The 17629-nt window shown below is 42.5% G+C and carries 17 protein-coding genes; 14 read left to right on the top strand and 3 right to left on the bottom strand.

Annotated elements, in window-relative coordinates:
• The first annotated feature begins 57 nt into the window (after nt 1–57).
• Complete coding sequence (locus QF049_RS07295) at nt 58–207, top strand: hypothetical protein (protein WP_307536099.1); 150 nt, start codon at nt 58–60, stop codon at nt 205–207.
• A gap of 4 nt (nt 208–211) precedes the next feature.
• Here the strand turns inward: QF049_RS07295 and QF049_RS07290 are convergent, their stop codons facing one another.
• Nucleotides 212–1231, bottom strand: coding sequence for an alpha/beta fold hydrolase (locus QF049_RS07290; RefSeq protein WP_307536097.1), 1020 nt, complete (start codon nt 1229–1231; stop codon nt 212–214).
• Nucleotides 1232–1376: 145 nt separating this feature from the next.
• Between QF049_RS07290 and QF049_RS07285 the strand changes: the two genes are divergently transcribed.
• From QF049_RS07285 to QF049_RS07235, 11 genes are all read left to right on the top strand, one after another.
• Entirely contained in the window at nt 1377–2285 is a 909-nt protein-coding gene (locus tag QF049_RS07285; RefSeq protein WP_307536095.1) for a LysR family transcriptional regulator, read from the top strand.
• 65 nt (nt 2286–2350) lie between these two features.
• Nucleotides 2351–3067, top strand: coding sequence for a class I SAM-dependent methyltransferase (locus QF049_RS07280; protein WP_307536093.1), 717 nt, complete (start codon nt 2351–2353; stop codon nt 3065–3067).
• A 219-nt stretch (nt 3068–3286) separates the two neighbouring features.
• Nucleotides 3287–5218 (top strand): fructose-1,6-bisphosphatase, encoded by a 1932-nt coding sequence (locus QF049_RS07275; protein WP_307536091.1) that lies wholly within the window; start codon nt 3287–3289, stop codon nt 5216–5218.
• Nucleotides 5219–5409: 191 nt separating this feature from the next.
• Nucleotides 5410–6297 (top strand): RCC1 domain-containing protein, encoded by an 888-nt coding sequence (locus QF049_RS07270; protein WP_307536089.1) that lies wholly within the window; start codon nt 5410–5412, stop codon nt 6295–6297.
• 351 nt (nt 6298–6648) lie between these two features.
• Nucleotides 6649–6849: a cation transporter gene (locus tag QF049_RS07265; RefSeq protein ID WP_047843207.1), complete on the top strand. Its 201-nt coding sequence runs from the start codon at nt 6649–6651 to the stop codon at nt 6847–6849.
• A gap of 29 nt (nt 6850–6878) precedes the next feature.
• Complete coding sequence (locus QF049_RS07260) at nt 6879–9317, top strand: heavy metal translocating P-type ATPase (protein WP_307536087.1); 2439 nt, start codon at nt 6879–6881, stop codon at nt 9315–9317.
• 27 nt (nt 9318–9344) lie between these two features.
• Nucleotides 9345–10223, top strand: coding sequence for a hypothetical protein (locus tag QF049_RS07255; protein ID WP_307536085.1), 879 nt, complete (start codon nt 9345–9347; stop codon nt 10221–10223).
• Between the two features lie 16 nt (nt 10224–10239).
• A complete protein-coding gene (locus QF049_RS07250) occupies nt 10240–10869 on the top strand; it encodes a nitrite/sulfite reductase domain-containing protein (protein ID WP_307536083.1) in 630 nt (209 codons plus the stop codon).
• A 5-nt stretch (nt 10870–10874) separates the two neighbouring features.
• Nucleotides 10875–11078 (top strand): heavy-metal-associated domain-containing protein, encoded by a 204-nt coding sequence (locus QF049_RS07245; protein WP_076210398.1) that lies wholly within the window; start codon nt 10875–10877, stop codon nt 11076–11078.
• Nucleotides 11079–11109: 31 nt separating this feature from the next.
• Nucleotides 11110–11349, top strand: a complete 240-nt coding sequence (locus QF049_RS07240) for a glutaredoxin family protein (protein WP_192131396.1) — start codon at nt 11110–11112, stop codon at nt 11347–11349.
• Nucleotides 11350–11473: 124 nt separating this feature from the next.
• Nucleotides 11474–11803, top strand: a complete 330-nt coding sequence (locus QF049_RS07235) for a metal-sensitive transcriptional regulator (RefSeq protein WP_047843212.1) — start codon at nt 11474–11476, stop codon at nt 11801–11803.
• Between the two features lie 1348 nt (nt 11804–13151).
• Here the strand turns inward: QF049_RS07235 and QF049_RS07230 are convergent.
• Nucleotides 13152–14513 carry a TolB family protein gene (locus tag QF049_RS07230; protein WP_307536079.1) on the bottom strand — a complete coding sequence of 454 codons (1362 nt, stop codon included), beginning with the start codon at nt 14511–14513 and terminating at the stop codon, nt 13152–13154.
• Nucleotides 14514–14659: 146 nt separating this feature from the next.
• Here QF049_RS07230 and QF049_RS07225 point away from each other — a divergent pair, with 146 nt between their 5' ends.
• Nucleotides 14660–15595 (top strand): copper amine oxidase N-terminal domain-containing protein, encoded by a 936-nt coding sequence (locus QF049_RS07225; RefSeq protein WP_307536077.1) that lies wholly within the window; start codon nt 14660–14662, stop codon nt 15593–15595.
• A gap of 409 nt (nt 15596–16004) precedes the next feature.
• Here the strand turns inward: QF049_RS07225 and QF049_RS07220 are convergent, their stop codons facing one another.
• Nucleotides 16005–16754, bottom strand: a complete 750-nt coding sequence (locus tag QF049_RS07220; RefSeq protein ID WP_307536075.1) for an SDR family oxidoreductase — start codon at nt 16752–16754, stop codon at nt 16005–16007.
• Nucleotides 16755–16928: 174 nt separating this feature from the next.
• Between QF049_RS07220 and QF049_RS07215 the strand changes: the two genes are divergently transcribed.
• Nucleotides 16929–17504, top strand: a complete 576-nt coding sequence (locus tag QF049_RS07215; RefSeq protein WP_307536073.1) for a TetR/AcrR family transcriptional regulator — start codon at nt 16929–16931, stop codon at nt 17502–17504.
• Nucleotides 17505–17629 lie beyond the last annotated feature (125 nt).

Raw genomic sequence — 17629 nt, 5'->3', positions numbered from 1 at the left:
TCAAGAGAATGAAACCTTATCGTAAGATAGGGAGATCCTCTTGGAGGTGTGTTTGTAATGGTAACCAGAGTGAGTTATCCGGTGGAACTAAAGATGAAAGCCATAGAAATGAGACTGGCAGAGGTACCGGTATCGAAATGGAGAATTGCACTGCTTAGAGTAGAACAGGGAATCTTGCTAGGCCTGACAGACATCCCATGCAAGTGACGATCTATTCATTAGTGCTAAGTGACAACAAGTGTTTTAGATTGTCATCAATAAATTGATTATCGGCACTGTTAATTCCACGACCGGCAAAATGGCCCCAGATCGATTGGATTGGTTTCAAGACAGCATTAGGTATACGCTTAGCTTCGTATTCATTATCATCCGCAGTGCAGAAGAGATCCGTGCTTCCCGGCATGATACAGGCATAAGCTTTTATGCTCTGAAGTGCTTTATCAAAGTCTCCGTTATAGGAGGGGTTTGCACTGATATCTGCATGTTGGCCTGTCCATAACATGGCCAGAACATTATGCGGATCCATATTCATAAAGCTATTTTCCCAGACACCAGCTACAAAATCCTCCAATGTGTCAAATCCCATCTCACGGTAAAGCTCTTCTCTATAAAACGCATGTGATAGTCCCCATCCTGCATAGACCCGACCAACGGCACGCATGTCTGTCGAACTTAGTTGGTTTAATTTACTTGAGTCGAAGCCGACTGCAGATAGCAGGGAAGCTTTCACGCCTTCCAGGACCACAAATGTGTGTGGCCAAGGTTTGGCGATGCCTCCGAAAGGTGCCATTCGTTCAACCATCTCCGGGTAACTTGCCCCCCATTGAAATGCCTGAATGCCGCCCATCGACCACCCGACGACGAGAGCAATCTTTTGAATACCGAATTTTTCGGTCAGCAGTTGGTGCTGGAATCGAACGTTGTCATAGATAGTTACCTGTGGAAAGTTAGCCCGATCAAATGGAGGAGGCGTGTTACTGGGAGAGGAAGAGAGTCCATTGCCCAGCAAACTGGGAACGATAATAAAATATTTCTCTGGATCGAGTGCCATCCCACTGCCAATAAGCCATTCATTCTGAACATGCTGATCCCCAAAAGCCGTTGGATAGACAATAACATTATCCTTCTGTTCATTTAATTTTCCGTATGTTTTGTAAGCAAGAAAAGCGTTTGGTAACGTCACTCCTGATTGTAAGAGTACATCACCCAAATTAAAAATTTCATAATCCATCGTATAATTGCTCCCTTCAAAATGAAAAACCACATGTTCCCTGTGATCTCTTGTACTCAGTATAGAGCTGTGATACTCTCAATAAAAGTGAATAGAATTCATAATAGTATTCAATAAAATTGAAAGATGAAGGGGGGATCATCGGATGGAATTGCGTCAACTGAATACGTTTTGTACGGTTGCAACAACATTGAATTTCACGCGGGCAGCAGAAGCGCTGAGCTACGTTCCTTCCAACGTCACGATGCAAATTAAAGCATTGGAAGATGAGCTAGGTGTTCGCCTCTTTGATCGGTTGGGCAAGCAACTCGCGCTCACAACTGCGGGTAAACGCTTTTTAACACACGCCCAAGGCGTTCTTGAAAAAATGGACGAAGCTCGCAGTGCTGTCCATGATAATGAAAAACTAAGTGGTACCTTAACGATAAGTGCAAATGAGGTTATTTGCTCCTACCGGCTTCCACCTGTCTTCCAACGGTTTCGTTCGCAGCATCCGGGAGTTCGCCTAATTTTCCGCTCAGTGCCGAATCAAGAACTCAAGCAAACGCTCTTTGAGGGAACCACTGATATTGTTTATATGTTGGATGAACCCATTCGCTCGAGTGGACTTTCCGTGGAACCTTTGCTGGAAGAACATTTCCGATTGTTAGCTGCTCCAGATCACCCACTCGCCAAACGAACTGTGCTGCATTTGGAAGATTTTCATGAAGAAGTGTTCCTGACAAATGAGAAGGGTTGTCCGTATCGAACGATGTTTGATCGGTCATTTGAGAAAGAGGGGATTGATAGCATTACATATTTAGAGTTTCAAAGTGCTGAAGCCATTAAACAATGTGCAATTTCAGGTATCGGTATTGCCTTTCTTCCTGAGATCGTCGTGGAGTCTGAAGTTGAACGCGGAGAACTTGTTGTCCTCCCATGGCAAATTCCGGACTTGCAGGTATATACACAGATGTTGTGGCATAAAGACAAATGGCTTTCACCAATCTTGTTAACTTTTATAGAAGCAACCAGGGAAGTTTTTGGTTCACAGAGTGAGAATAAAACCGTATAGCTTATGTACGAGACATCAAACTGTTGAGCACAGTAAAACGCTGTTGAAAGTGGGGAGATATTTTTATGATTCCATTAGTATATGACCAGATTAACCATTGGGGAAAAGACGATGAATTTTTCCTTGCATTGTTAAAGAGACAAAAAGTAGAATTTATAGCTGACCTGGGCTGTGGAACAGGAAGATGGACTACTCATCTTGTTCAGTGCGGTTATAAAATCACCGCTATAGATCCCAATGAAGAAGCGATTGAAATGGCGCGAAGTAAAGATAATTCTGGAAATGTGAATTGGATTATAGGTGATAGTGCGGATTTACAAACCAATACCTATGATGCGGTAATTATGACAGCCAATGTTGCACAGGTATTTCTTACAGATGATAGTTGGAAGCGAGTGATCTCAGACGTATTCCGATCCCTAAAAATGGGGGGTCACTTTATTTTTGATACAAGAAACCCTTTGGTAAAAATATGGGAAGAATGGGAGAAGGACAAAACTCCTGACTTAGCTAAAGATAGACTAAGCGGAGATCCTTTAGAAATTCATACAGAATATGAAGGGTTTGAGGGAGATATTTACACTTTCTATGAAATTGTAAAAAATACTAAAACAGACAAAGTGTTAGTTCATGAAAAAATGCAGCTGAGGTTTCGAAATCAAGAAGAATTCGATGAGTCGCTGAAACAAATCGGTTTTTCAAAAATTAAAACATATGGTGACTGGGAATTTAAACAAGCAAATTCTGAGAATAGATCGTTTATTTTTCATTGTGTAAAATAGCAGTTTAGTAAAAAAAATATCGATGGAGAAGAGCCTATTGAACACAATTCTTATTCCTAAAAATTTGTTCATATTTGATGAACTGGAGTATGATGGGGGAAGGCGATGCTGATAATTACCATATAATCAATGCCAAGTATAGAGTGTAATTTTATATAGGTCTAAAGCTTTTGGACCCGGCTATACAACACCATACTTCCTTGAAGGGGGACATCTGTTTTGGATGAGCAGTTTCTAGATTTATTGGCCGAGAAATATGATACGGAAGAAAAAATCATAACAGAGATCATCAACCTTGAAGCGATCTCCAATCTCCCGAAGGGAACCGAGCATTTTGTCAGTGATTTGCATGGGGAGTTCCAGGCTTTTCAGCATGTACTACGAAACGGTTCGGGTACCGTCAAAGAGAAAATCAAAGAATTATTCCGGGAGGTTTGGACGGATCAAGAAATCCATGATTTTGCGGCATTGGTTTATTACCCGGAGGAAAAAATACAGCTGGTTATAGGGGAACTGAGCAATAAACAGGCTTTAAACCAGTGGTATAGACTAACAATTGAACACATGCTTAAGCTTATTTCTTATGCCTCTTCCAAGTATACACGCTCAAAATTGCGTAAAGCTCTGCCGGAGCAATATGTATATATTGTAGAAGAGCTTTTATACAAGACGGATTCGACCAACAATAAGGATCCTTATTACGAGGAAATATATCGGCAAATTATATCCTTGGGCCAGGCGGACAATCTCATTATCGGCCTTGCTTATACGACACAACGCCTGGTGGTTGACCATCTTCATGTGGTTGGAGATATCTATGACCGGGGGCCGTACCCTGATAAAATTATGGATACGTTGATCAACTACCATTCTGTAGACATACAGTGGGGGAACCATGATGTCCTCTGGATCGGAGCCTACGCAGGTTCTCTGGTCTGCCTTGCGAATATTATTCGGATCTGCGCCAGATATGACAATCTGGACATCATTGAAGATGTATACGGAATCAATCTGCGCCCACTGCTAAATCTGGCGGAGAAATATTATGAAGACAATCCGTCCTTCAGACCTAAGTTACAGGCTGGCCATAATGTATCGGAGCAGGAAATTCTGCAGATCACCAAAATTCACCAAGCCATTGCCATGATCCAGTTTAAACTTGAAAGCCCGATTATCAAAAGACGTCCATACTTTAATATGTCTGAAAGACTTTTGCTGGAGCAGATTGATTATGATAACAATGAAATCAACATCTGCGGTAAAACGTACCTGCTGGAAAACACCTGTTTTACCACTGTTAATCCGCAGAAGCCTGAAGAATTGCTGGAGGAAGAACGCCAGGTGATGGAAAAACTGCTGTTCTCCGTTCAGCATTCCGAAAAGCTGGCCAGACATATGAATTTCCTCATGAAAAAGGGTAGCCTTTATTTAAAATACAATGGGAATTTGTTAATCCACGGCTGTATTCCTTTGGATGAAGAAGGAAATATGGAAGAAATGCAGATTGAAGACAAGACATATGCGGGCCGTCAATTGCTTGATGTTTTTGAGGATTATTTACGTTACGCCTTTGCACATCCGGAAGAGACAGAAGATCTGGCGACGGATATGGTATGGTACATCTGGACAGGGGAATGTTCCTCACTCTTTGGCAAGAGAGAAATGACCACTTTTGAACGTTATTTTATTCAAGAAAAAGAAGCACATAAGGAGAAAAAAAATCCTTACTACCATTTACGTGAAAATGAAGAGATCTGTCGAAGAATCTTGCAGGAGTTTGATTTGAATCCGGATCATGGACATGTCATTAACGGGCACACGCCAGTCAAAGAAATAAGTGGAGAGAGCCCTGTTAAAGCAAACGGAAAAATGATCGTGATTGACGGCGGTTTTTCCAAAGCCTATCAATCCACCACAGGCATTGCCGGATATACCTTGCTGTACAATTCTTTTGGCATGCAGCTCGTCGCCCACCAGAAATTTAAATCAAAAGAAGATGTGTTATGCAACGGAACGGACGTATTGTCTGTGAAAAGACTGGTGGACAAAGAACTGGAACGGAAACTGGTGAAGGAAACCAATGTTGGGGAGAAGCTGCTGCAGAAAATCTCGAATTTGAAGGATCTATTAGACTATCGCCACATGAAATGAAACGATTGCTAAAAGTACACATTCGGAGCAACCGTTTGAGTGCAATTGGACGTAGACGCTCGTATTGGGCAGGGAAGTAATACTACCCTGCCTGTGCGAGCATTTCTTTTGTACAGTGCGATTTAACAACAAACTTTATGACTTACTGTTGAACTAACGGCGGATTTTCAATTTGTGGAGGGGAGGAAGATATGGACTACAATTCACGGAAGGAAGCAGTGCTTGAGACGAAACGGTTCCGTAACTGTACCATAGCGGCAGGTCGTCGTCATACCGTTGCTCTTAAATATGACGGAACAGTAATAGCTGTGGGTGATAATAAATACGGTCAATGTAAGGTAAGCGATTGGTGCCATATTGTCGCAGTTGCGGCTGGTAATGTTCATATGGCTACGAACACCGGTAATGCACATACCGTTGGTCTTAAATCTGATGGTACGGTAACAGCTATAGGTTGGAATAAGCATGACCAATGCAATGTAAGCGAATGGCGCGATATAGTAACCGTTTCGGCAGGTTGGTGCCGTACCGTTGGGGTTAAATCAGATGGCACCGTGGTTGCGGTGGGGCGAAATAATGAAGGGGAATGCAACGTGAGCAACTGGCATGATATTGTATCGGTCACGACGGGTGACTGGCATACAGTCGGTCTAAAAATAGACGGAACGGTAACAGCGGTTGGTAACAATAAATATAACCAATGTAGCGTAAACGACTGGGGCGACATATTAGCTGTTTCGGCGGGGTATCTTCATACGGTTGGGCTCAAATCGGATGGCACGGTAGTGGCTGTGGGAAGAAATAATGAAGGTGAATGCGACGTAAGCGGTTGGCGCGATATTCTAGCAGTTGCAGCGGGGAGTTATCATACCGTTGCTCTTAAGTCTGATGGTACGATGGTGGCTGTGGGTTCGAATAAACATCACCAATGCGATGTAAGTGGCTGGCACGAAATTCGAGCTATTTCGGCGGGGTGTGCCCATACGATTGGACTGAAATCGGATGGTACGATGGTTGCTGTGGGTGATAATCATTATGGACAATGTGATGTAAGCGAATGGAGTAACATTCAACAATAAATAAGGAATTTTATATCGAGGGACAAGATCATGGTCCCATTGAAGTCGCTATTTTAGCGGCTTTTTTGTTTTATCGGTACAAGTTTTATTCCCGAATCAAGGACAAGAACATGGTCCGATTACCAATCAGCGTATAAATAATCGGTTCTTCTCTCCATAAATTCATTGATCTAACGAGAAAGATAGTCCTTATAGGGTAAGGGGGTATAAAAATATGTTGACTAATATAGGGTAGGGGGGTATTGTATTGTACAAGAGCTTGATGAAACCTGAAAACTGGCCTCGAGAGTTTAGTCCATCGTTTAGGTCAAACTAAACCAAAAAATCACCCACAAGAAGGGACGAAATAAGATGAAAAACATTGTTTTGAATGTACAAGGTATGAGCTGCCAACATTGTGTAAACTCCATCGAAGGTGCTCTGAAAGAAATCGGAGTGAGTGGCAAGGTGAACCTCAGTGATGATTCGGTTGAAGCGACGTATGATGAAAATCAAGTCTCCTTGGAGCAAATTAAAGAAGTTATTGAAGAGCAAGGCTACGAAGTAGCGTAAGTAATGGACGATGAGGGGAGTGAGTTATTTTGGCAACAGCAGAGGCTCAGACGAAACAGTCGAGTATACAAATTACAGGTATGACCTGTGCAGCTTGTGCAAACAAAATCGAAAAAGGACTCGGCAAAATGGACGGGGTCACATCAGCGAATGTTAACTTTGCTTTGGAGAAGGCAAGTGTAACGTATGATCCCACGAAAGTGGAAATGAAAGAACTTGAGGGGAAAATCAAAAAACTTGGATATGGTTCCGTATCAGAGGTTGCGCAATTCAACCTTGAAGGCATGACCTGTGCAGCATGTGCGAACAAAATTGAAAAAGGCCTGAACAAGCTGCCCGGCGTTACTAACGCTTCAGTAAACTTCGCCATGGAAACTGCCCGAGTTGAATTTTCCTCTGGTGAAGTTTCCATCGAAGACATGAAAAACAAGGTGAAAAAACTCGGTTATACGGCAATCGTCAAGCAAGACGGTACCAGTAATGGTGCAAGTGACCATCGTGCTAAAGAACTGAGTAATCAAAAACGGAAATTACTGATTGCGGCGATTCTTTCCTTGCCGCTGTTGTGGACTATGGTAGGTCACTTCTCGTTCACTTCATGGATCTATGTACCGGAATTGTTTATGAATCCGTGGTTCCAACTAATTCTGGCTTCACCAGTACAATTTTATATTGGTAGACAGTTCTATGTGGGTGCGTATAAGGCTCTCCGGAACGGGAGTGCCAACATGGATGTGTTGGTATCACTTGGTACCTCAGCAGCCTACTTCTATAGTTTATATTTAACCATTCAATGGTCAAGTATGGTTGAAGGGATGCATCATGGTCCATCCCTCTATTATGAAACGAGTGCGGTCCTGATTACATTGGTTCTTATGGGTAAATTGTTTGAATCACTTGCGAAAGGCCGAACATCAGAGGCAATTAAATCACTGATGAGTCTGCAGGCGAAGACGGCATTAGTGGTTCGGGATGGCAAAGAACTTACCATTCCAGTGGATGAAGTCATTGCAGGAGATGTTGTCCTTATTCGCCCAGGAGATAAAGTTCCTGTAGACGGAGAGGTGCTGGAAGGGATCTCATCTGTAGATGAATCCATGCTTACGGGTGAAAGCCTTCCAGTAGAGAAAAAAGTCGGAGAGGCTGTGATTGGAGCTACGATTAATAAAAACGGTATTCTTCGGATCAAAGCAACCAAAGTAGGTAAAGAAACCGCTCTTGCACAAATTATTAAGGTTGTTGAAGAAGCTCAGGGATCAAAAGCACCAATTCAGCGGGTAGCCGATGTGATCTCGGGCATATTCGTCCCGATCGTTGTAGGAATTGCAATAGTTGCTTTTGTGGTTTGGTACTTCTGGGTTACACCAGGCGATTTTGCAGGTTCGTTAGAAAAAGCAATTGCGATTCTTGTTATCGCATGTCCTTGTGCACTTGGACTTGCAACCCCAACATCCATTATGGCGGGGTCTGGTCGTTCGGCTGAACTAGGGGTGTTGTTCAAAGGCGGGGAACATCTGGAGCAGACGCATAAAATTGATGCGATCCTTCTGGATAAAACCGGTACTGTTACAAAAGGTAAACCTGAATTGACTGACGTCGTCGCTCTTGGCAATGAAAATGAATTCCTGAAACTTGTCGGAGCTGCAGAGAAAAATTCTGAGCATCCACTTGCAGAAGCCATCGTTGTAGGCATCCAGGAACGAAATATCGAACTACCAGGAACTCAATCCTTTGAAGCATTTCCGGGTTTCGGAATCCAAGCAATGGTTGAAGGTAAACAGCTACTCGTGGGTACACGTCGACTGATGGAAAAGTATAATATCGATGCAAAAGCAGCTTATCATTCGATGTCACGTTTGGAAGAAGCGGGCAAAACTGCGATGCTGGTTGCCATTGATGGTCAATATGCAGGTATGGTCGCTGTGGCAGACACAATTAAAGAAACTTCGAAAGCTGCAGTAAGCCGTCTGAAAGAAATGGGCATTAAGGTCATTATGATTACAGGTGACAATGAACGGACGGCAAAAGCCATCGCTGCTCAAGTAGGTATTGACCACGTTCGTGCAGAGGTCTTGCCTGAAGGAAAAGCGGAAGAAGTGAAAAAACTGCAATCACAAGGTAAAAAAGTGGCCATGGTTGGCGATGGTATCAATGATGCACCCGCTTTGGCAACTGCAGATATTGGTATGGCGATTGGTACGGGGACAGATGTAGCGATGGAAGCAGCTGATGTAACACTCATGCGCGGCGATCTATCCAGTATTCCTGATGCTATCTACATGAGTCGTAAGACTATGCGCAACATTAAGCAAAACTTGTTCTGGGCACTTGGTTACAACACCTTAGGCATTCCTATTGCAGCTATCGGTCTGTTAGCACCATGGGTTGCAGGCGCAGCGATGGCCTTGAGTTCGGTATCCGTCGTTCTAAACGCCCTGCGATTGCAACGCGTAAAAGTACGTCACTAGTCAAGTAGTAGAACAGGAGCGAACATAATGATGATGAGGAGTAAAAAAATCATGCTAATGCTAACCGGTGTTTTAGCTTTCGGTGTGTTGTCTGCTTGCGGAACACCTAAAGAAAGTGCACATACAGATGGACATGGTGGTATGAATCATACTGAGATGAAATCTGAAACTGAAGGTGCGAGTCATGATCATGCAGGGCCTCATGCTGATTCAACAGCAAGTACCCATAAAGCCTCGTTCTCCTTTGCATCAGATGTGAAGGCCAATGAAAATTCGCATCTGACAATCCAAATCACGGACGTCAATGGTAATCCGGTTAATGAATTTGAAATGGGTCACGAAAAACGAATGCACCTTATCGTGGTGAGTAAAGATCTTTCTTACTTTAATCACATTCATCCAGATTTTAAAGGCGATGGAAAGTTTGTGATTGAAACTTCATTTCCAGCTGGTGGAGAATACAAAATCCTTGCCGACTTTGTTCCAAAAGGTGGAGCGAGCACTACACCCAGTGAATGGGTGAACGTTGGCGGTCCAGAAAAAGCCCAAGAGCCTGTTCAAGCGGATTCCAACCTTATAAAAGAAGTGGATGGTAAAAAAATCGAACTTTCATTGAATACCAAAAAGGCCAACGAAGACGTAAATCTGACTTTTAATATCATGGATGCGAAAACAAACGAAGGGATCAATAACCTGGAACAATACCTCGGTGCTGTAGGTCATGTTGTTATCCTTTCTGAGGGTGCAGAGCAATATCTGCATGTTCATCCAACAGAGGAAAAGGCAACAGGTCCAAAAGCGGAATTTATGACCTCCTTCCCGCATAGCGGAATCTATAAAATCTGGGGCCAATTCCAACATGATGGGGAAGTCTTTACAGTACCTTTCGTCGTAGATGTAAAGTGAGTAGAGAGGTATGAGCATGGGAGATAAAATTAAAATAGCGATTAGTCCAGCAATCCAACTTGGTGGAAGCTTATTCACTCCGGAGCAACTAGTTAAAATCGGCGAGATTATTGGTCCAGATTCAAAAGTGGAAATGACACCCTTTAAGCAACTCTACGCAGAAGTATCGATTGAACAACGAGATCAGATCAAAAATGAACTTGAAGATCACGGACTTGAAATAAATCCTGCAGGATTTGTAACCAAAAGTCTGATCGCTTGCAATTTTTGTAGAGGTGCAGAAGAAGCAGGCATGGAAACAGCCAAAAATTTAAATCAAGCCATTTCCGGTATCGATACGCCTGCACCACTCAAGATTGGATATGCAGGATGCGCCTTAGGCACTAGTGAACCGTTGATTAAGGATATTGGGGTCGTAAAGATGCGCGATAAGTTCGATGTTTATGTTGGTGGCGAGTCGAAGGGGCTTAAACCCTCCTTCGCCAAGCTGCTACATTCCGGATTAATGGAGGATCAGCTTATTCCTTTCGTTACCGCAATTATTCATTATTATAAGATACATGCGAAAGGCAAAGAAAAGTTCAGCAAATTCGTTAATCGAATGACACTGGAAAACTTGAAGTCTATGACGCTTGAAAGGGGGTGAAAACAGTGAAAGAAGCAACTGTAAAAATTCAAGGTATGTCTTGCCGTTCTTGTGTATCTAAAATTGAAGGTGCAATTAGCGCTCTTGGCGCTGAAGGCCACGTAAATTTTGAACAGGGAACAGTAGAAGTTCGATTTGACGATTCTAAAGTTCAAATCGCTGAAATTGAAGAAGCGATCCGTAAAAAAGGATATAACGTCGGAGCGTAATATATTGAAATACAAGGGAGAGTAATTGGGCATGACGGAATCCATTCAGATTTATTCAATCCCAACCTGCAGCGATTGCAATTATGCTAAACGTTACTTTAAAGAGCGTGAGCTTCCCTATACGGATTACAATTGTGAAGAAGATGCCAAGTACGCTGAGGAAGTCTGGAAGTTGACTGGCAAACAGGTTGTTCCAACCATTGTCATTGGAGATAAGGTCTTTGTAGGCTTTGCCGAAAATCTTACTGAAATCAGTGAGTTAGTTAAGTAACTCTTATGACTCTGGTCAACTTCCGCGCCTGACAAGCGTTCTCTTAGCACGTACCATGATACTTCTTGCTCCCTTTACATAGGGTAGGGGGGATGGTAATGTGTTAATAAAGGAGTTGATCTACTTGGATGATACGATACTTGAGGCCGCCTCATGTGACCATACATCTTCAAACGAGCGGAAAAGCCATCATTCGGAGAGTACAAAGCGAAAGTTAATTAGCCGGTTGAATCGGATTGAAGGGCAAGTGCGTGGAGTAAAAGGAATGATTGAGAAGGACACGTATTGTGATGACGTATTGCACCAAATTGCCTCCATTCAATCCGCGTTGAATGGAGTAGGAAAGCAGCTTTTGGAACATCATATGAAAAGCTGTGTCATTGAACGGATTTCAGAGGGCGATCACAAAGTTTTGGACGAACTGATGATCACTGTAAATAAGTTAATTAAATAAGCTAGAATCAGGGAGATACCCTCTTGTTTTATTCAGGCAAATGGCCCATCCAGGGTTACATCAAGGTTATTTATTATGGCTAGTGATGAAAAAAATGTCTGGAACAAGAACATGTTCCTGTTGAAGTCGCTATTTTAGCGGCTTTTTTGTTTTATCGGTACAAGTTAGTGTACCGATCCAAGGACAAGAACTTGTACTGATTGCGGATTGTAAAATTTATCCTCTATTATTCTTAATTAAAATGAGAGTCATCACATCAATTGACAAGACAAACAGGAGAATCAAGATTGTTCGGGCAGAAAAGGATTACAGTTGGCCTAAGATAGAAGAGATTTTTAAAGCAATCATATAAATAAAGGGAAAGCTCATGAATTAATGAGCTTTCCCTTTATTACGTGTAATCAAGCAAAACAGAAAAGTTGATCCACAATTAACTCATAGCTATTAATCATCGGAATAAACTGTAGCATTGAAACTTTCGGGTCCCAGGCGAACGTTGTTAACACTGAAGCTTGGATTATAGGTGAATGTAGCGTACGCAGAATAAATAAGTTGACCATTTTCAGGGGGAGGCACATTGTAATCAGAACCTTCGAAATTTGCGAGTATAGTGTTGGTGGAAGTGAATATAGGCTGGGAAACGACATAAATAGGTTGGCCTGTATTAGTGGCCCCCCTGAAGATTTCCATTCGAATAGTAGAGGGCAACGAAGATAAACTGGCCACTGAGAATCGATAGGTCCCATTAAACTGAGTACGGATGAGCGGTCCTGGATTAACAATGTTGAGTCCCACGATCCCAAGCAAGGTAGGTGTGTTTGATGGAAGTGGGATGTTGAGCGGAGTAATCCCTGTGGATGCGAGAGAAGTACGAGCGTCGAGTGTACGAACCATTTTCATTCCTCCAATCTATTATACTGAAATATCGTATGTTACTGATTCAAAAGAGTTTTCCGCTTATTGGAAAGAGGTTACAGTCCTAAAGTAACAACAGAAAACGGAATTGGAGAGTACACTGTCCCGCCCTTTTTTAACAATTTCGTTATTGAACCAGGGAAAGGTAATCCTCCGTATACAAGGGTCGATTAGAAGCAACGTGGCAAAGAAGCAATCAACCGGAGGGGATAGTAGAAACAAATCTTTATTTTTGTTACAGCTCCTGAATCAACTCCATTGAGTCCTCAAAACAAAAGACCTATTTCTCAAACACAAATATCCCAAATAAAAATAATTTATGGAGACCTATTCAACGTATTAACTCTGATAGTTCTTTCAAACTTGAAATTAGTCAAAAAATGCAAGGTGTTAAAGAAATATTAGCCCAGCGATCATTAAGAGAATAGACCCCTTAAATAAAAGTAAGTGTCTTTCCCAGTGAAATCAAGTGATTTTGATCAGCCCATAAGATGAAATATGAATACTTATTTCCTTGAATCACAACAGGAGCAGGATATTTTACAATAAGTGCCGCCTGATTTCTCATTTCCACGGGTTGGTCTTCCGAAGGAAATATGAAACAGGCTTCTTGTGCTTGTATAATAGCAGGGAAAATTCGGGGGGTTGCCCCATAGGGTTTCAACATATGAAAAGCTTCCGCTCTGCATACCTCGTGGATTCCCTCCTCAGAGGAGATCGCGGATATCTGAAAAAATCCGTCCGCTCCTTCGAATCGTTCTTCGGTAACTTTGTGCCAGCTTCGCGGATAATAGAAAGATACCTTGTATACCCGATTGAGATATATTCCATACGGATGAACATCATGCACTCGTGGTGACCATCTAAGAGCTGTAATCCACCTTGCTTCAACAATTTTGATCGGGTTATTAGGGTTTCTTATATCAATAATCCAAATTTCGGTTGCTTGTTCTTGATTATTGCATCCTGATAAGTAAGCGATTCGGTTCCCATCCGGCGACCAACTTAAAGGGGTAGAGAAGCAGGTGGAGACCGCCCATGTTTTTTGTTGCCCTCCAACTCGGCTGTCGGTCTGGATTAAAGAAACATATTGATTATCCACGAAGTCGGTGGCACTGTATGCGATGAGTGAAGAGTCCGGGGACCATTCGGGGAAATAGTTTTTCGCCTGAGGGCCACCATTAAGTTGATAGCTCGCTCCTGTTGTCAGGTTCACCGTAGTGATCAACGAAATGCTGGCTCCCGGGGATGTATATAGGACAAACTCTCCGTTAGGTGATATTCTGACATTGTGGAGAGGCCCCTCCGTATTTTGAGTTAACTGCTGTTTGTTCATGCCATCTCGGTTAATTTTATATAGTTGGGTATTGCCTGCTTCATCCGGAGCTGCAAACAGGAGAGCCTCGCCTGAAGGAAACCACTGGACATCGGTGGCTCCTTGTTGAACGATTGAACCGCTGGCATGGGAGTTGATATTGTAGATCACAATCCGTCCGTTTTTCACATAACTCAAGTATAGACTATCCGGCGACCAGCTCAGTAAAGTATAAGGGTCAATTTGATCAATTTGTGCCCATGCCCTGCTGTTTAGATTGAATACATACACGATATTTTTCTTGCCGATAAAGGCGATGTTCCGGACATCCGGCGACCAATATGGAATTGTAAATGCCTCACCAAGATCCTGGGTTAGTTTAATGGTCTGACCTGTTAAAGGTTGATAAAGCCAAATGTCGTACGAACCACCCCCAACATTTGAAGTAAAAAGAATCGCTTCACGATAAGCAAAATTCATATTTGATGCCGCCCTTCAAGTTTGATTTCACTACAATGTATTCAAGAAAAGGAGATAGGCGAATTATTCGTAAAATTCCTATCAGAAAGTATTTATTCTGCCGATAATGAAGGAGCATATATTATTTACCTCAGGAGGAATCGTCAATGAAAAAAACAGTCATCTTGCTAACCAGTCTGGCGCTAATGCTTGGTACCGCCGCAGGCACAACCTCAGCCAAACCCGGAAACACTCCAGCCGGACAATCAGGTAAAGAGGTATCGTCAAAAGCACCCAAAGACAAAGAAACTCAAATTGAGGAGAAACAGACCGAGAAAGTCGAGTCTGCTGACACGGTCAGCACTGAAGAAGACAAAGTTAAGGATCCCTCAACATCGGAGACAGAGAATACAACCAACAATACAACCGATCCAACCGAATCCAAGAAAAAAGGCTCCAAAGGATACAAAGGTTTGCTAAATGCTATTCAACATGTGGAAAATAAACCGGCAGGTGCTGTACTAGCCGATATTTTGCTTACAAAATATGCGACTGAGCTGACGGACGAACAAATCAAAGAACTTGAAGCCATCATTGAAAAGGACAAGGCGTTGGAAACTGCAGCAGAAATGCTCGAAAAAAACGGTAGTGTGACTGACGCGGTGTATTTGCAGGAAGAGGCTATTAAAGCCAATTTTAAAAACCTGGACCTGTACAAAACAATGGGAAAACTCAATGAAAAGGCGGGTAAAAAGAATGGGGTGAAGCTGTATGTGAACGGGGAAGCTTCTGACTCCGAACCTTTTGTCAAAAAGGGCAACACGTTTGTTCCTTTTCGCGCCATAGCTGAGTCTTTGAAAGCCGAAGTGGCATGGAATCCCGAAGAACGCTCCATCATTGTCACGAAGGATGGGGTGAGCATTAAACTTGTGGTTGACAGTAAGACTGCAACAGTTAATGGCAAAAACGTCTCTTTGGATGCGCCAGCCACTATTACAAAAGGCAGTACTTATGTACCCGTACGTTTCATAAGTGAGGCATTGGATGCAACCGTGCAATGGGAAGAAGAAAGTAAAACCGTCGTTGTTTATGAAGAAGAATAATATTGGATGACTGTATTAAAATTCGACTTAAAAAGCGTTTAAGAGGGCTTGGTTGCTATGGGCAAGACGATTACCGGAACTCTTGAAGGATATGATTATCAAGATATATTTGCAATAAATGTAAATATACCAACGTGAGACGATAGTTCAAAAACAAGGAGGCAGCCGATCAACGTGACCGGCTGTTTTTGTTTAACTAACTTTTTGAATGAAAACTGTGTTACAGGTGGGAGTTCAAATGATGGAGAGGTGTCGCGGGACAAGAACTTGTACCGCTTGCCGATACTAAATGATCGTGTTGGATTTCTTTTGAGTGATTAAAACGCTAAAGGCTGTATTAAGGTCAAAAAACATTCTTTGATGCTCATATGACTTAACTGCATTCTGTATAGAGAAGCGTTCAACACATTTAATGAATCTTTGGAGGTTCCGACTTCATCGTATCGTTAAGGTGGGTCACAAAAACACCTTCGTTCGGGCCAGGGTTATTTCGAAACATTTTCGCTTCTTCGACCAGAACTTCCTTTGTATCCGTACCAAGTATCTTAATCGTTGCATCAATGAATAACGCAAGTGGCATCGCCCGCGGTTCGTCGTTGTTGCTTTGAACCCACGGTGGCACAATTTCTATCACTTTTACCGAAGTGTCTTTAAGCATGTATCTTTGGGACAGCGTATAGGTATGAAGTGCTGCCTTCGTCGCGGAGTATACAGCAGTAGCCGCTAACGGTACAAATCCAAGTATCGAAGTCGTGTTGATGACAACGGCTTCTTCTTTAGACTTCAAATGGTCGATCAATGCAGAAGTCAACCGAATCGGACCTAGCAAGTTTGTGGCGACCGTCGAAACTAAAACATCCTCATCGATTACGCCCGACGCGTCATCGGGCTGTATAACGCCGGCGTTGTTAATCAAGACATTCAAATCCGGGAATTCTTCGATTAGCTGTTTGGCAACCACCTCTATGCTAGCAGGATCTTGTACATTCAATTCCACTGCGGACATACCGGGATTCGCTTTGATTGTCTCATCCAATCGTTCTTTACGTCGACCAGAGATAATAACTTTGTTTCCAAGATGGTGGAGAGCTTCTGCTAACGCACGTCCAATTCCCGAGCCACCTCCTGTAATAAAAATCGTGTTTCCTGTAAGTTTCATGGATAAGCCTCCTCTTGAATTGGCCACATGTTGATCTATCAACATGAGTTTTATATAGTGAATGTATCAGAGCGATAAATGGGCTTCAATGGTTAAAACAAGCTCAGTTGTTGATTTTTCAACACGGGGCTTCAAAGTGACCATTTTTTGGATGGGATAAAGGGGAGAAGGATTATGGCCAAGCGTATTCAAAAATCAAGGCAAGCGATTAATGATGCTTTTATGAGGCTAATGTCAGAAAAGGAATTCGAGAGCATAACGATTAATCAAATTGCGGCAGAAGCGAATGTCAATCGTGGAACGGTGTATCTGCATTTCGATGACAAGTACGATCTGCGCGAGCAATGTATAGCAGCTGAGATTAACCAGTTGCTTCGACATTGTATGTCTGGAGATGACCTGGTTCATCTTCCTTCCAAAACCGGACTACTTCACACTTTTGAATATTTGGAGCAGCATGCTTCTTTCTACTCGTTTATGCTGAAGAGCAAGGGAAGCATGTTATTTCGGAACCAAATGGAGGCCATGTTCAGAAAAAGTCTGATTGAACATGTGGATTCAATCAATCTCGATCAGGACAGGAACAGGGACATTACAGTACAATTTTTAATCTCAGCATCAGTGGGTGTATTGGAATGGTGGATTATCCGGTCGATGCCGTATCCGCCATCCGTCATGGTTGAACAATTTTGGAATTTGCTGAACCCGGTTGTCGAAGGACACGAACATCGTTCCACTGGAAGTCGCTAATTTTGCGGCTTCTTTTGTGTTTTCTAATGTTTGAGAAGATAGGAGGTGATAATTGATATGATCTGTATATCATTTAAATGATGTGACAATAATGTCACACTGAAATGAATATTGTTATGCTAATC

The organism is Paenibacillus sp. W4I10 (assembly GCF_030816325.1).
In the GTDB taxonomy this organism is placed as follows: Bacteria; Bacillota; Bacilli; order Paenibacillales; family Paenibacillaceae; genus Paenibacillus; species Paenibacillus amylolyticus_B.
Note: the sequence above shows the minus strand (reverse complement) of the source record. Positions and strands in the feature narration are given on the sequence as shown.

Excerpts from the sequence above, each read along its gene's own strand:
- QF049_RS07270 (WP_307536089.1), top strand. The coding sequence starts at position 5,410 with ATGGACTACAATTCACGGAAGGAAGCAGTGCTTGAGACGAAACGGTTC.
- QF049_RS07215 (WP_307536073.1), top strand. The coding sequence starts at position 16,929 with ATGGCCAAGCGTATTCAAAAATCAAGGCAAGCGATTAATGATGCTTTT.
- QF049_RS07230 (WP_307536079.1), bottom strand. The coding sequence starts at position 14,513 with ATGAATTTTGCTTATCGTGAAGCGATTCTTTTTACTTCAAATGTTGGG.
- QF049_RS07285 (WP_307536095.1), top strand. The coding sequence starts at position 1,377 with ATGGAATTGCGTCAACTGAATACGTTTTGTACGGTTGCAACAACATTG.
- QF049_RS07290 (WP_307536097.1), bottom strand. The coding sequence starts at position 1,231 with ATGGATTATGAAATTTTTAATTTGGGTGATGTACTCTTACAATCAGGA.
- QF049_RS07240 (WP_192131396.1), top strand. The coding sequence starts at position 11,110 with ATGACGGAATCCATTCAGATTTATTCAATCCCAACCTGCAGCGATTGC.
- QF049_RS07220 (WP_307536075.1), bottom strand. The coding sequence starts at position 16,754 with ATGAAACTTACAGGAAACACGATTTTTATTACAGGAGGTGGCTCGGGA.
- QF049_RS07250 (WP_307536083.1), top strand. The coding sequence starts at position 10,240 with ATGGGAGATAAAATTAAAATAGCGATTAGTCCAGCAATCCAACTTGGT.
- QF049_RS07225 (WP_307536077.1), top strand. The coding sequence starts at position 14,660 with ATGAAAAAAACAGTCATCTTGCTAACCAGTCTGGCGCTAATGCTTGGT.
- QF049_RS07280 (WP_307536093.1), top strand. The coding sequence starts at position 2,351 with ATGATTCCATTAGTATATGACCAGATTAACCATTGGGGAAAAGACGAT.
- QF049_RS07255 (WP_307536085.1), top strand. The coding sequence starts at position 9,345 with ATGATGATGAGGAGTAAAAAAATCATGCTAATGCTAACCGGTGTTTTA.
- QF049_RS07295 (WP_307536099.1), top strand. The coding sequence starts at position 58 with ATGGTAACCAGAGTGAGTTATCCGGTGGAACTAAAGATGAAAGCCATA.
- QF049_RS07265 (WP_047843207.1), top strand. The coding sequence starts at position 6,649 with ATGAAAAACATTGTTTTGAATGTACAAGGTATGAGCTGCCAACATTGT.